The following is a 14,076-nucleotide window of genomic DNA, read 5'->3' on the forward strand; positions in this document are numbered from 1 at the left end:
GAATACCCCTTCTTCCTCGGCCACGCGGACGAGTGCGGGGAGGGTGCCGGCTTCGGCTGCAACCTCAACCTGCCGCTGCCCCGCGGCACCTCGGCCGCGACCTGGTTCGATACGCTCGACCACGCCGCGCAGGCGGTGGCGCGGTTCCAGCCCGATGCGCTGGTGGTGGCGCTGGGCGTGGACACCTTCGAGGGCGATCCGATTTCCGGTTTTCACCTGCGCAGCGCCGACTACTTCCGGCTTGGCGAGCGGCTGGCCCGGTGCGGTCTGCCGACGGTGTTCACGCTGGAGGGTGGCTACGCCGTGGCCGAGGTAGGCACCAACGTCGTCAATGTGCTGGAAGGTTTCAGCGGTCAGGCGCGGTAGGCTTCAGGGCTTGTCCACTACCTGATCCGGGAGCCTGTCATGCCGTTTCTTTCGTTTGTCCACCCTGACCCTGCCACGCTTGTGTCCCGCTGGGCGGGCTGGAGCCTCTGTGCGGCGCTGGCGCTGTCCCTGGCAGGCTGCGGCGGCAGTGTCGGGGCGTCGATCAGCATTGGTTCGGGTTCAGGGTCTGGCTCCGGATCGGGTGGCAGCACCTCCGACTTCACCACCGCCGCTCTGCCGCTCTACGCCACGCTGCCCGACACCAGCCTCTGCCGCACCGGCACGCTGACCGCCGCAGAAAAATCCGGCGCACTCGCCACCGTCAACGCCATCCGCACCGCCCACGGTCTGGCCACCGTCGGCTATGACACGGCTGGCGATGGCGAGGTGATGCAGATTGCGCTGATGTCGGTCGTCAACAGCGCGCTCGACCACGCGCCACCGACCTCCTGGGGCTGCTACACCCCCACCGGCCGGGACGGCGGCGCCAGCAGCAACCTCTACCTTGGCGGCCCGAGTGCTTACCTGACACTGGCCTCCTCGGCGACCATCCTGGCGGGCTGGCTGGCCGATGTGGGCAGCGAAGCGACGCTTGGCCACCGCCGCTGGATGCTCGACCCCTTCCTCACCAAGGTGGCCTTCGGACGCGTGGATGTCGAATCCGCTGGCGGCGTGCGCGCCACCGGCGCCGCGCTCAAGGTCATCCAGACCACCGACGGCGCCGGCCCGGTCGCGTCCGACTACGTGGCCTACCCGGTCGGCGACTACAAGAAGGCGTACTTCCAGGGCACGGGCACCACGGCCCCCATCCAGTCCTTCACCGCCATCGCCGACAAGACCAGCCGCAGCGCCAACGGCCAGAGCAAGGTCGATTACGGCGTGGCCACCGTCTCGGTCGTGCCCCGTGGCGGTGCGGCGCTGGCCGTCAGCGAGGTCTCGCCCGACTACGTCGGCTACGGCGTGCCCAACGTCCTGCGCTTTCGCGCCGCGGGCATCGTGGCGGGCGTGTTCCACGACGTGACCATCACCAACGTGCGGGTGAACGGTGTGCTGCGCAGCTACAGCTACACCTTCCGGCTGGTGGATTGAGCCAGAGCCTGCGTCCGCCTCAGCCCGTGTTGCGCAGGCCCGCCGCCACCCCGTTGATCGAGATGTGGATGCCGCGCTGCAGCCGCTCCAGTGTCGGGTCGCCCGCCGTCTTGGCGTCCGCCGGCCGCTGCCGGTAGCGGCGCATCAGCTCGACCTGCAGGTGGTTCAGCGGGTCGAGATAAGGGAAGCGGTGCTCGATCGAGCGGGCCAGCGTCGGGTTGTTCGCCAGCCGCTGCGTGTCGCCGGTGATCTGGTTCAGCGCGTCGTTGGTGCGCTGCCACTCGGCCTCGATCGCGGCGAAGATCCGCTTGCCGAGCTTCTTGTCCTCGACCAGATCGAGGTAGCGCGCCGCGATGCGCAGGTCGGTCTTGGCCAGCACCATGTCCAGGTTCGACAGCAGCGTGCGGAAGAACGGCCAGTCCTTGCACATCCGCTGCAACAGCGCCAGCCGCTCGGCGCGCAGCTTGTCGGTCTTGCCGTTGGCGAGGTAGCTCTCCACCGCCGAGCCGAAGCCGCACCAGCCCGGCAGCGCCACCCGGCATTGCCCCCACGAGAAGCCCCACGGAATCGCCCGCAGATCCTCGATCGCCCGCGTCGCCTTGCGTGACGCGGGGCGCGAGCCGATGTTCAGCTCGGCGATCTCGCGGATCGGTGTGGCGCTGAAGAAGTAGTCGGTGAAGCCCGGCGTCTCGTACACCAGCGCCCGGTAGGCCGCCATGCTCGCCGCCGAAATCTCGGCCGCCGCGTCGAGGAAGCTGCGCGGGGCGCTCTTGGTCGGGTGCAGCAGCGTGGCTTCGAGCGTCGCGGCGACCAGCGTTTCCAGGTTGCGCAGGCCGATTTCCGGGTGCGCGTACTTGGAGGCGATGACCTCGCCCTGTTCGGTCAGGCGGATCTGGCCGTTCACGGTGCCGGGCGGCTGCGCGAGGATGGCCTGGTAGCTCGGGCCGCCGCCACGGCCGACCGTGCCGCCGCGGCCGTGGAACAGGCGCAGCGTGATGCCGTGGTGGTGGCCGAGGGTGTCGAACAACTCGACCAGCGCGAGTTCCGCCGCGTACAGCTCCCAGTTGCTGGTGAAGAAGCCGCCGTCCTTGTTGCTGTCGGAGTAGCCGAGCATGATGTCCTGCTCCGCCCCCGACCGCTGCACCAGCCCCGCGACACCCGGCAGCGCATAGAACTGCTGCATGATCGGCGCGGCGTTGCGCAGGTCGCCGATGGTCTCGAACAGCGGCACGACGATCAGGTCGTTGCGGGCCAGGGTCTTGTCGTCCTGGCTGTCCAGCGTGCCGCGCATCAGGCCGACCTCCTTCTGCAGCACCAGCACCTCCAGCAGGTCGCTCACGTCCTCCGTGTGGCTGATGATGTAGTGGCGCAGCGCGTGGCGGCCGTAGCGGGCGAGCATGGTGCGCGCCGTCTCGAAGATCGCCAGCTCGCTGCGGGCGTGCTCCGAATACTCGGCGCCGATCACGCGCAGCGAACGGGCGTCGTTCAGCACCCGCATCAGCAGTTCGCGCCGACCGGACTCGTCGAGCGCGCTGTAGTCGGCTTCGATGCGCGCGGTGCGCAGCAGTTCGGCCACGACCTCCTCGTGCTTGTCCGAACTCTGGCGCAGGTCCACCGTCGCCAGGTGGAAGCCGAACACCTCGACGGCCCGCATCAACGGCGCCAGGCGCGGCGCGATCAATGCCTGGGCGTGGTGGTGCTTCAGCGAGGCTTCGATCACCTTCAGGTCGGCCAGAAACTCGTCCGACGAGGCATACGGGTTCTGCGGGGCGACGGCGTGGCGCAGGGCTTCGGTGCCGGTCAGTTCGTGCAGCGTCGCGGCCAGCCGGGCATAGACGCCGATCAGGGCGCGGCGGTACGGCTCGTCCTCGCGGTGCGCGTTCTGGTCGGGGGAACGCTGGGCCAGCGCGGCCATCTCGGGCGTGATCGGTGCCAGCAGCAGCGACATCGACAGCTCGGCGCCCAGTTCATGCGCCTCGGTCAGGTAGTGGCGCAGCACGGTCTCGCTCTGCCGCGACAGCGCGAGTTTCAGCGTCTCGGCGGTGACGAAGGGGTTGCCGTCGCGGTCGCCGCCGATCCAGTTGCCCATGCGGAAGAAGTTGGCGATCGGGCGGCCGGGCAAGGCGTTCTCGACCTCGCGGTACAGCTTCGGGATCTGGCGCAGGAAAGTGCTGCGGTAATAGGACAGCGCGTTCTCGATCTCGTCGGACACGGTCAGCTTGGTGTAGCGCAGCATGCGCGTCTGCCAGAGCTGCGTGACGCGGGCGGTGAGCATGGTTTCGTTGTCGCTGCGCTCGCGGGCGGTGTGCAGGCCGTCGCGCTCGCCGATCAGTTCCGCCACGGCGCGCTCGGCGTCGAGGATGGACTTGCGCTGCACCTCGGTCGGGTGCGCGGTCAGCACGGGCGAGATGTGCGCGTGGTCGAGCGTACGGGCGATGTCGTCGGCGCGGATGTCGGCGTCGGCCAGCCGCTCGAAGGTCATCGCCAGCGAGCCTTCCTGCAGATGCCCCTGGCGCTCATGCACGTCACGTCGGCGCACATGGTGGCGGTCCTCGGCGATGTTGGCGAGGTGCGAGAAGTAGCTGAAGGCGCGGATGACGCTGACGGTCTGGTCCACCGAGAGGTTCTTCAAAAGCCGGTCGAGCGCCTTGCCGGCCGTCGCGTCCTGCTTCAGGCGGTAGGCGACGGAGAGCTGGCGGATCTTCTCGACCAGCTCGAAGGCGGCCTTGCCCTCCTGTTCGCGGATCACGTCACCGAGCAGGCGCCCGAGCAGGCGGATGTCCTCGACCAGCGGGCGGTTCTTCTCGGCGGCGTCGGCCGGCGAGCTGGCAACGGCCACTGTGTCGGGGGCGGCAACGGAGCCGGGCGAGCGGGAGCGGGCGGCGCGTGGCATTGAAACCTCGAAGTCGTTGGATTGGTAATCTGGTTACGGGCTAAATCTTAGCACCGCGTGTTTCGCATCGTATGCGGAAACCAGCAAGTTCGAGGCCAGCGGTGGGTCGGCGGGGGTCGGTCGCGGGCGGGTGTCGATGCGGGACAATGGCGGGATGAACACACCGCCGCTCTCCTGCACCATCGCCACCCGAGAAAGCCGCCTGGCCCTGTGGCAGGCCGAACATGTCCAGACGCTGCTGCACACCCGTTTCGGCTGGAGCGTCGATCTGCTGGGCATGACGACCCGTGGCGACCAGATCCTCGACCGTGCCTTGTCCAAGGTCGGCGGCAAGGGGTTGTTCGTGAAAGAGCTGGAGGTCGCGCTGGAGGAGGGCCGCGCGCAGTTGGCGGTGCATTCGCTCAAGGATGTGCCCATGGAAATGCCGGCCGGGTTCACGCTGTGTACCGTGCTGGAGCGCGAGGATCCGCGCGACGCCTGGGTGTCGAACCACTTCGACTCGGTGCAGGCGCTGCCGCTGGGTGCGAAGGTCGGCACGTCGAGCCTGCGCCGCGTGGTGCAGCTCAAGGCGGTGCGGCCGGATCTGGACGTGCAGCCGCTGCGGGGCAACCTCGACACGCGGCTGCGCAAGCTCGACGAGGGACAGTACGACGGCATCGTGCTGGCGGCGGCAGGGTTGAAGCGGCTCGGGCTGGCGTCGCGCATCCGGGCGGTGATCGATCCGCAGGTGATGCTGCCGGCGGCGGGACAGGGCGCACTCGGCATCGAAGTCCGCACCGACAGCGTGGCGCTGCGCGAGGCACTGGCGACGTTGATCGACACGCCGACGTGGCTGGCGGTTCACGCCGAGCGGGCGGTGTCGCGGGCGCTGGGTGGCAGTTGCAGCATGCCGTTGGCCGCGCATGGGACGTGGCACGGTGCTTGGATGCAGCTCGAAGCCCGCCTCGGCCACCCGACCGACGCGGCGCAGCCGCTGCTGATGGCGCAAGTCGAGGGGGCCGTGACCGACGTGGCGGGCGCCGAAGCCTTGGGTCTGTCGGTGGCGCAACTGCTGCGCGATGGCGGCGGCATGGCCTATCTGGCCGCGGCCGAGGCGCTGGCGGCGGCATGACTTTGGCGCCCGGCGTCACGGTGGTCGTGACCCGGCCGCAGCCGCAGGCCGACGAGTGGGTCGCGTGGCTGCAGGCGCTGGGTCAGGCCGCACGTGCCCTGCCGCTGATGCGCATCGAACGGGTCGCTGCGTTCGACGCGGACGTGGCGCGCACCTGGATGGGGCTGCAGCGGCACCGGCTGGTGATGTTCGTCAGCCCGAATGCGGTGCTGGCGTTCTTCGCGGCGCGTCCGGCCGGTGCGTGCTGGCCGAACACGACACTCGCCGGCGCGACCGGACCTGGCACGGTGGCGGCACTCCAGACGCATGGGATCGACCCCGCGTCGATCGTGTCACCACCGATGGACGCCGTGACCTTCGACGCCGAATCGCTCTGGACCCACGCGCTGGCCGGGCTGGACTGGGTTGGACAGTCGGTGCTGGTCGTGCGGGGCGAGGACGGGCGCGACTGGCTGGCCGACACGCTGGGCCGGGCGGGGGCGTCGGTGTCGTGTCTGGCGGCGTATCGGCGTGGGCTTCCAGTGTGGCCGGGGGCGCTGCACGACACGCTTGTGGCGGTGGCCGCACAGCCGGCGCGGCATGCCTGGCTTTTCAGCAGCTCGCAGTGCATCGCCCACCTGCTGGCGCCGGATGCGCCGATGGCCGACTCCGTGCTGCGCGCTGCCGTGCTGGCGGTGCCGGTGCTGGCCACGCATCCGCGCATCGCCGAGACGGCGCGGCGGGGCGGTTTCCAGCAGGTCGTGCCGGTGACGCCGGATCCGGTGGCCGTGGTGCAGGCGGTGGCGTGCTGGCGCTGAATGTATCGGCAGTTGTGATGCGTTGCACGGTCGTCATGCCCCGTCGATACAATCCACGCAGCGGGATGAACACTTCGGCCCCGCAACGCCCGTGAACGATCAAACACTTCCTCCCACAGGCGCTCCCGCCAGCGCCGAACCGCCCGCAACAACGCCGGACGTTCCGGCCGTTGCCCCTGCGCCGGTGGCTCACCTTGCACCCGCGCCTGCGGTGCCGATGATCGTCCACGCTGCCGCAGTGCCACCCGCCCTGCCGTCGTGGGTCATGCCCGTCGGACTGGTGCTGGCGCTGGTCGCCGGGGGCAGCCTCTGGATGGGCTGGGAAACGCAGCAGCGGGTCCACGCGCTGGAGATGGAACTCGTCAAGCGCCAGCAGGGCAGCAGCGAGCAGGCGTCCGAAGCGCGCGTGCTGGCCAAGCAGGCAGAAGATGTCGCCCGCGACGCCGCCGCCAAGGTCGCGCTGATGGACGCGCGGGTGTCCGAAGTGGCCTTGCAGCGTGACCAGCTCGACGACCTGATCCTGTCCATGTCCCGCTCGCGCGACGAAAACGCGGTGTCGGACATCGACGCCTCGATCCGCGTCGCCGTGCAGCAAAGCTCGATCACCGGCAGCGCCGAACCCCTGATGGCCGCCCTGCGCAGCGCCGACGAACGCCTGGCCCGCATCAGCCAGCCGCGTCTGGAGCCGCTGCGCCGCGCCATTGCCCGCGACCTGGACCGGGTGCGCGCCGTGGCGGTGCCGGACATCGGCTCGCTGCTCATCAAGCTCGACGAGGTGGTGCGCCTCACGGACGAGCTGCCGCTGGTATCGCAGTCGGCGACCACGGCGCGTGCGGTGGTGTCGGCACAGCGCGCGCAGTCGCAGGAAGCGGTGGCGTCCGCTCCGGCGCGGGCGGATCTGCCGCTGTGGCGCCAATGGCTGGTGGACTGGGAACGGCCGCTGCGTCTGGTGTGGGACGAGGTCAGCAGCCTGCTGCGCGTGACCCGCATCGACCGGCCCGAGGCGATGCTGCTGGCCCCCGAGCAGGGCGTGTTCCTGCGCGAGAACCTCAAGCTGCGGCTGCTCAACGCGCGCCTGTCGCTGCTGTCGCGCCAGCCGGAGGCGGCGACGGTGGATCTCCAGAGTGCCCAGCGTTCGCTGCAGACCTATTTCGACGGCACCGCGCGCCGCACCCAGATTGCTGCCGATCTGCTGCGCGCCGTCGCTGCGCAAAGCCGCCTGGTGGGCATTCCCCGGCCCGATGAGTCCCTCGCTGCCACGGCTGCCGCGGTGGCGGGTCGCTGAGGGGAGGCGGTCATGCGTCAAGTGGTCTGGTTGCTGCTGATCTTTGCCGTCGCCGTGCTGGCGGCGAGCACGCTCGGGGCCAACGACGGGCTGGTGTCGATCTACTGGTCGCCGTGGCGGGTCGATGTGTCGATCAACGTCTTCGTGCTGGTGATGCTGATGCTCGGCGGGGCGGGCTACGTCGTGATCGGGGCGGTGTCGAGCCTCGTCGGGCTGCCGGAACGCGCCAAGGCGTGGCGCACCCGCCAGCGCGAGCATGCGGCACAGAAGGCGCTGCGCGAATCGTTCTCGCTGCTGTTCGCTGGCCGCTACGGCCGTGCCAACAAGGCGGCGCAGCAGGCGCTGGAGATCCGGGCGCAGTCGCCGGATCTGCGCATCGAGCCGGATTTTGCCGTGCTGGCGCATCTGGTGGCCGCCAGCAGCCTGCACCGCCTGCAGGACCAGCCGCGCCGCAACGAGCAGCTCTCCCAGGCGCAGACACTCATCGCGAATCTGCCGGGAGGATCGACGGTGGGCGAGGGCGCGCGCTTGCTGGCCGCCGAGTGGGCCGTCGATGACCGCGACGCCGACCGGGCGCTGGACCAGTTGGCGCTGTTGCCGGCCGGCGTGGCGCGGCGCACGCACGCGCTTCGACTCAAACTGCAAGCCTCACGCTTGGCCCGCCAGCCCCTGGAGGCACTCAAGACCGCTCGCCTGCTCGCCAAGCACCAGGGCTTCACACCAGCGGCCGCACAGGGCCTGCTGCGTTCGCTGGCGGTCGAGGCGCTCGACACCGCACGCGATGCCGACCAGCTCCGCCGCACCTGGCTGCAGCTCGACAGCGCCGATCGCCGCGATCCCTATGTCACCGCACGCGCCGCGAAGCGGGCCGGTGCGCTGGACGCCTTGTCGGACGCCCGCGGCTGGTTGCGGCCGCACTGGGAAAACCTTTCGCAGTTGGGTGAGCGTGAGCGCGCCGATGTGCTGGATGCGTTTGCCGAGGTGCTGCCTGGGTTGCCGCCCGACTGGCTGCCGCTGCTGGAGTCCAGCATCGAATCGCTGCCGCAGGATCCGCAACTGGCCTTTGTCGTCGGGCAGGCGATGGCCGAGCGCCAGCTCTGGGGCCGCGCCCACCGGTTGCTCGAATCGGCGGCCCAGTCGCCGCACGCCGACAGCGTGCTGCGCATGAAAGCCTGGCGCGCGCTGGCCGAGATCGCCGAAATCGAGGGTGACGAGGAACTCGCACACCGCTGCTACCGCGAGGCGGCAAAAAATTCGTGAGCCATGTTGCCAATGGCTTGCCAAGCGCGGGGGATTCACGCCATAATCCGTCTCTCAGCAAAATTTGAGCGGCTGTAGCTCAGTTGGATAGAGTACTTGGCTACGAACCAAGGGGTCGTGGGTTCGAATCCTGCCAGCCGCACCAACTATCAAATTTCGCATTGCGGCTGTAGCTCAGTTGGATAGAGTACTTGGCTACGAACCAAGGGGTCGTGGGTTCGAATCCTGCCAGCCGCACCAGACAACGCAACGGGTCAGTTTCTTCGGAAGCTGACCCGTTTTGCTTTGCCGCTTCGCATTGCGCTCAGGCGATCGTCTGCCGGTCCAGGCGCGATTTCAGCACCAGGTCCACCACCGGCTGTTCGCGCTTGTTCGCCCGCCGGCAGTGGTCGGGTTGGAAACGGTCGGTCACGCGGATCACCACCTGCGCCCACCGCCGGTCACGCGCCCGCCAGGCGTGTGATGAGATCGACTCCCAGGCGTAGCCGTTGAAGACAGTGGCATTGACGAAGTGGTCCAGCGCCCGCACGCCCGCCCGTCCGCGCGCATTCGGCCCGAACAACCCCACCCACACCAGCAGCAGGTAGCCGCACACCGCCATCGGCACCACCGCGCACATCAGCAGGAAACCCGCCAGCCGCTCCTTCATGCCCGCCGGAACAGCCGCAGCCGCACCCCATTGGCCGAGCGGATCGTGAGCCGCCCGACCGGCTGCGGCACATGGCCGGGCACCGCCTCCAGCCGGTAGCGGCGCACCAGTTGCGCCAGGATCAGCGTCGCCTCCTGCAGCGCGAAGGCCGCGCCCATGCACACCCGCGGCCCCATGCCAAACGGCAGATACGCCTGTTTCAGCGCCTCGCGGGCCGTGTCGCCGTCGTAGCGGTCCGGGTTGAAGGCGTCCGGCTCGGGCCAGAGGTCGCGGTGGCGGTGGATGAGCCAGGGTGCGACGACGACGGTCGCACCCGCAGGCACCTGCTTCTTGCGCATCGGACAAGCGCCCGCCGTCTGGCGTGCCATGAAGCCCACCGGCGGGAACAGCCGCAGCGTCTCGCGGAACACGTTGCGCGTCAGGGGCAGGGCCTTCATGTCGCCCAGCTCCGCCGCCCGGTCGCCGAGCTGCGCGTCCACTTCGGCATGGACCCGCGCCTGGACATCGGGGGCGTGCGCCAGCAGGTGCGTCGCCCAGGTCAGCGCGCTGGCCGAGGTTTCGTGGCCGGCCAGGAACAGCATCGCCACCTGGTCCACCAGCGCCTCGAACGCAAACGGCGCGCCGCTCTCGCTGTCGCGGGCGTCGAGGAAGGACGCGAGGATGTCCTGCCGCGTCGCCGGGCAGCCTGCGCGGTGGGCTTCGTAGCGCGGGCGCACCAGTTTTTCCAGCAAGCCGCGGATCTCGCGCGCCGCCCGCCGGCTGCGCCATGCATCCCACGGCCAGCGCAACCAGCGTTTTCCGAAGAGCGACGGCAGCATCAGCCGCGGCACCTGCGCCTGGAAGCGCGAGAAGGCGTCGAACACCCGGTGCGCGTCCGGCCCGGTCATTGGCTCGGAGAAGATGGTGCGGAAGATGATGTCGGCGGTGACGTGGGTCATCTCGACCTCCAGGTCGTGCTCCACGCCGTCGGGCAAGGCCGCCAGCCGCGCCAGCATCGCGTCCGTCGCCTCGCGCATCACGGGGAAGGCCACGTTCAGCCGCGCCTGCGCGAAGGCCGGGTCCATCATCGCGCGCTGGCGCTGCCACTGGGTGCCGTTGGTGGTGAAGATGCTCTCGCCCAGCAGCGGCTCCAGCGCCTCGCCGAGCAGGGCACTCTTGGGAAAGTTGTCGCCGGCGTTCGTCAGCACCTGGCGGACCAGTGCCGGCTCGTTGACCATGTAGAGGTCCAGCCCCGGCAGGTGGACCTCGCCCATCTGCATCCGGTAGCTGCGCTCGTACAGCGCGTCCAGCCACGAATGGCGGGCGCTGAAGAACATCAGCCAGCCGGACACCTTGTGCCGCCGTGGCTGGGGGTAGGCGGGGCAGAAATGGGGGGCATTCATGGTGGTGGGTGGGGGTGGCCCAGGTGCTGCGCGAACGGGCGCGGGCCGTAGAGCAGGTCGTGGAGATCGAAATTGCCGGCGTGGTCCGGCGTCATGAGGTAGAGGCTGTGCGCGCGCTGCTTGTCGCGGCGGATCGCCTGCCAGTGCGCGGATGCGTACATCTGGAAGAACCGCGCCGAGCGCCGCACCGGCCGATCCGATCCGGCGTCACCTTCGGCGGTGCCGGCCAGCGGATGGGCCTGATCGACGCACATCGGGTCGATGCGCGCCGTCACATCGAGCCAGTCCAGCCCCGGCGTGCGGCACAGCGCCACCAGCGCCTGCCGGAACTGCTGTGCCCCCGCGCCCCGCCGCAGTGTCAACCCGGCGTAGCAGGCGCCCAGCGTCACCAGCCCGGTGCGCCGCCCGCCCTGCACGGCCTGCCAGCGTGGATCGGCCAGCAGCGCCGCGGCCGTGGACACCGCCAGCAGCGCGCCCACGCTGTGCCCGACCAGGATGACCTCCTCGACCGGATCGGCTTGCTGGCGGTGGAGGATCTGCTCGACCCAGTCGGCGCGGCGGCGTTCCAGCGCCGGCACTTCGGCGCGCCCGAGTTGCCACAGGAAATCGCAGATGCGCAGCAGCCACGCCCCGCCCGGCCCGCCGCACAGCGGCCACAGCGCCGTCAGCAAGGCGGGCGGATGCAGCCGGTACAGCCGCCACAGGCCCACCTCGCGCACCAGCGCCGCGTAGACCCGAACCGTGGTGCGCAGCCACTGCGACGGCGTCTTGCGCCAGTGCGCGCGCACCAGATCGTCCCAGCCCATGCGGACCTGCGTGGTGTGGACGGCCGCTGCGCCAGGGTCGGCCGGCTGGCACTGCACGGACCAGGTGTGGCACTGCGGGCCGTCCGGCAGGCGCGGCCCGACCTCCAGCCGCGCGCCGCTGGGCTGGGCGCGCAGGGCTTCGGTGCGGGCAAGGTGGTGGTCGTGGGCGGCGCCGCGCGGGTCGAAGCCGCTGAAGGCGTGGACCCGCCGGCGGCGGATCGGGAGGCAGGCGTGGACGGGCTGGGAGTTCACCCGGCCATCATGGCGCGCCGCGTTCGGCGCCGATCGGCGGAACTTGAGCGGAAAAACCGCTGAAAAGGCGGAGTTGGCGGGTCAGCGGATCAGAGCGGCAGAGGATCAGACCTTGCGCGGCGGATCGGGCAGCAGACACGCCTCGATCACCTGCAGGTCGTTGTCGCGGGCGAAGTTCATCACGAAGTCCCAGGCCATCGGCTCCATCTCCTTGAGTGCCTCGTTGACGACGACGCACTTGGCGTTGCCCAGCGAGGTGGGGATGCAGTAGGGGGAATAGCCGATCGCGCCCCCCAGGCCACCCGTCTGGCCCCCTGGCCGGAAACACGACATGGCACCGGCCAGCCGCTCCGCCCAGTCGCTGGGGCGGAAGGTGCGGCCATCGCTGGTGATGCCCTGGATGAAGACTTCGCGGGGTTTGGGAATGTTGGTCGTCACGTGTTGCTGCCTGCTGCCTGCTGCCTTGCTGTGACAAGCTCGCGCGGTTGCCACGTAAACCCGTATTGTGCTGCACCGCAGCAGCCCCGTGACGGATCGCGACCGTCGGCGCGCGTCGAGTATCGCTGCTGTCACTGTCGGCCGGCTGTCCATCGCTTTGCCTACAATCGACTGGGCGCCGACTCCTTGACGGCGCCTTTGTTTTTTTCAGCCCCTCCTGTCGGAGACTTCACAGATGTCCGCTGCCCCTGCCTCGCTCTCGATCGCCGAACCCCATGTGATGACCACCTACGGCCGCCTGCCGATCGCGCTGTCGCATGGCCGAGGCTGCCGAGTCTGGGACACCACCGGCCGCGAATACCTCGACGGCCTCGGCGGCATCGCCGTGAACACGCTCGGCCACGCGCATCCCCGGTTCGTCGCCGCGCTGCAGGAGCAGGTCGCCACGCTCATCCACTGCTCCAATTACTACCATGTGCCCGGCCAGGAGCAGCTCGCCGCCAAGCTGGTCGAGCTGTCCGGCCTGACCAACGCCTTCTTCTGCAGCACCGGCCTGGAGGCCAACGAAGCCGCGCTGAAGCTCGCCCGCAAGTTCGGCCACGACAAGGGCATCGAGCGCCCGGAAATCATCGTCTACGAGAAGGCGTTCCACGGCCGCTCCATCGCCACGCTGTCCGCCACCGGCAACCCCAAGGTGCAGGCCGGTTTCGGGCCGCTGGTCGAGGGTTTCATCCGCGTGCCAATGAACGACCTCGCCGCCGTGGAAGCCGCCGTGCGCGACAACCCGAACGTGGTCGCCGTGTTCCTGGAAACCATCCAGGGCGAGGGCGGCATCAACGCGGCGCGCTGGGATTACCTGCGCAGCCTGCGTGCGCTGTGCGACGAGCGTGACCTGCTGCTGATGCTCGACGAGGTGCAGTGCGGCATCGGGCGCACGGGCAAGTGGTTCGCGCACCAGTGGGCGGGGATCAAGCCGGACGTGATGCCGCTGGCCAAGGGCCTCGGCTCGGGCGTGCCGATCGGTGCGGTGGTCTGCGGGCCGCGCGCGGCGAAGATCTTCCAGCCGGGCAACCACGGCACGACGTTTGGCGGCAACCCGCTGTCGATGCGCGCCGGGGTCGAGACGCTGCGGATCATGGAAGAGGACGGCCTGATGGAAAACGCCGCCACCGTCGGCGCCCACCTGAAGGCCACCCTGCTGCGCGAACTCGAAGGCGTGGCCGGCGTCACCGAGGTGCGCGGCTACGGGCTGATGATCGGCATCGAGCTGGATCGGAACTGCGGCGAGATCCTGACGCGGGCGATGGAGGCTGGTTTGCTGCTCAGCGTCACGGCCGACCGCGTGATCCGCCTCGTGCCGCCGCTGATCCTCACCGCTGCGGAGGCCGACGAGATCGTCAGCATCCTCTGTCCGATCATCAAGACGTTTCTTTCCGCGTGATGCGGCCCCTTCGTCCCATGAAACCAGGCATGAGTCTCATGAAGCACTATCTGCAATTCAAGGATCTGCGGGCCGAGGAATACAGCTACCTGTTCGAGCGCGCCCGCATCATCAAGCGGCGCTTCAAGAACTACGAGCGTTACCAGCCGCTGGCCGACCGCACGCTGGCGATGATCTTCGAGAAGGCGAGCACGCGCACCCGCGTGAGCTTCGAGGCCGGCATGTACCAGATGGGCGGCTCGGTCGTCCACCTGACCACCGACGGCAGCCAGTTGGGCCGCAGCGAGCCGATCGAGGACTCGGCGCG

Annotated in this window: 12 protein-coding genes, 2 tRNA genes and 1 pseudogene; 10 read left to right on the forward strand and 5 right to left on the reverse strand. The window is 69.5% G+C overall.

All coding sequences use genetic code 11. The annotated features are described in order from the left end of the window. Both QZW52_RS15400 and QZW52_RS15405 read left to right on the forward strand, forming a co-directional pair. The coding region (locus tag QZW52_RS15400) for an arginase family protein (protein WP_473964393.1) at positions 1 to 366 on the forward strand (366 nt) is incomplete at its 5' end. 39 nt (positions 367 to 405) lie between these two features. Then, entirely contained in the window at positions 406 to 1,455 is a 1,050-nt protein-coding gene (locus QZW52_RS15405) for a CAP domain-containing protein (protein ID WP_294000416.1), read from the forward strand. Positions 1,456 to 1,474: 19 nt separating this feature from the next. Here QZW52_RS15405 and ppc read toward each other — a convergent pair whose 3' ends face one another. Next, positions 1,475 to 4,348 carry a phosphoenolpyruvate carboxylase gene (ppc, locus tag QZW52_RS15410; protein WP_294000418.1) on the reverse strand — a complete coding sequence of 958 codons (2,874 nt, stop codon included), beginning with the start codon at positions 4,346 to 4,348 and terminating at the stop codon, positions 1,475 to 1,477. A 154-nt stretch (positions 4,349 to 4,502) separates the two neighbouring features. Between ppc and hemC the strand changes: the two genes are divergently transcribed. The 6 genes from hemC to QZW52_RS15440 all read left to right on the forward strand — a co-directional run bounded on the left by hemC (position 4,503) and on the right by QZW52_RS15440 (position 9,041). Beyond that, a complete protein-coding gene (gene hemC, locus QZW52_RS15415) occupies positions 4,503 to 5,459 on the forward strand; it encodes a hydroxymethylbilane synthase (RefSeq protein WP_294000420.1) in 957 nt (318 codons plus the stop codon). Then, a complete protein-coding gene (locus QZW52_RS15420; protein ID WP_294000422.1) occupies positions 5,456 to 6,256 on the forward strand; it encodes a uroporphyrinogen-III synthase in 801 nt (266 codons plus the stop codon). Before hemC ends, QZW52_RS15420 begins: the two co-directional genes overlap by 4 nt. A 184-nt stretch (positions 6,257 to 6,440) precedes the next feature. Further along, positions 6,441 to 7,541 (forward strand): uroporphyrinogen-III C-methyltransferase, encoded by a 1,101-nt coding sequence (locus QZW52_RS15425; RefSeq protein WP_294000424.1) that lies wholly within the window; start codon positions 6,441 to 6,443, stop codon positions 7,539 to 7,541. A 12-nt stretch (positions 7,542 to 7,553) separates the two neighbouring features. Further along, on the forward strand, positions 7,554 to 8,801 hold the full coding sequence (locus tag QZW52_RS15430) for a heme biosynthesis HemY N-terminal domain-containing protein (RefSeq protein WP_294000425.1): 1,248 nt from the start codon (positions 7,554 to 7,556) through the stop codon (positions 8,799 to 8,801). A 68-nt stretch (positions 8,802 to 8,869) separates the two neighbouring features. Next, positions 8,870 to 8,946, forward strand: a tRNA-Arg gene (locus tag QZW52_RS15435). Between the two features lie 18 nt (positions 8,947 to 8,964). Then, positions 8,965 to 9,041 (forward strand) — tRNA-Arg (locus QZW52_RS15440). Between the two features lie 64 nt (positions 9,042 to 9,105). On the opposite strand, the gene QZW52_RS15445 is transcribed toward QZW52_RS15440, so the two are convergent. The 4 genes from QZW52_RS15445 to QZW52_RS15460 all read right to left on the reverse strand — a co-directional run bounded on the left by QZW52_RS15445 (position 9,106) and on the right by QZW52_RS15460 (position 12,328). Then, positions 9,106 to 9,450 carry a hypothetical protein gene (locus QZW52_RS15445; RefSeq protein ID WP_294000426.1) on the reverse strand — a complete coding sequence of 115 codons (345 nt, stop codon included), beginning with the start codon at positions 9,448 to 9,450 and terminating at the stop codon, positions 9,106 to 9,108. Beyond that, complete coding sequence (locus tag QZW52_RS15450; protein ID WP_294000428.1) at positions 9,447 to 10,832, reverse strand: cytochrome P450; 1,386 nt, start codon at positions 10,830 to 10,832, stop codon at positions 9,447 to 9,449. The genes QZW52_RS15445 and QZW52_RS15450 overlap by 4 nt, the downstream gene beginning before the upstream one ends. Beyond that, positions 10,829 to 11,890: an RBBP9/YdeN family alpha/beta hydrolase gene (locus QZW52_RS15455; RefSeq protein ID WP_294000430.1), complete on the reverse strand. Its 1,062-nt coding sequence runs from the start codon at positions 11,888 to 11,890 to the stop codon at positions 10,829 to 10,831. Before QZW52_RS15455 ends, QZW52_RS15450 begins: the two co-directional genes overlap by 4 nt. Positions 11,891 to 11,995: 105 nt before the next feature. Next, entirely contained in the window at positions 11,996 to 12,328 is a 333-nt protein-coding gene (locus tag QZW52_RS15460; RefSeq protein ID WP_294000432.1) for a DUF3579 domain-containing protein, read from the reverse strand. Positions 12,329 to 12,563: 235 nt separating this feature from the next. On the opposite strand from QZW52_RS15460, the gene QZW52_RS15465 reads away from it, so the two are divergent. Then, the gene (locus QZW52_RS15465; RefSeq protein WP_294000434.1) at positions 12,564 to 13,769 is read left to right on the forward strand and encodes an aspartate aminotransferase family protein; all 1,206 of its coding nucleotides are present in this window, start codon (positions 12,564 to 12,566) and stop codon (positions 13,767 to 13,769) included. Between the two features lie 17 nt (positions 13,770 to 13,786). Then, positions 13,787 to 14,076, forward strand: a pseudogene (locus QZW52_RS15470) (ornithine carbamoyltransferase); the annotation flags it as partial.

The sequence above is a fragment of the Sphaerotilus sp. genome (assembly GCF_013299175.1).
Classification (GTDB): Bacteria; Pseudomonadota; Gammaproteobacteria; order Burkholderiales; family Burkholderiaceae_C; genus Sphaerotilus.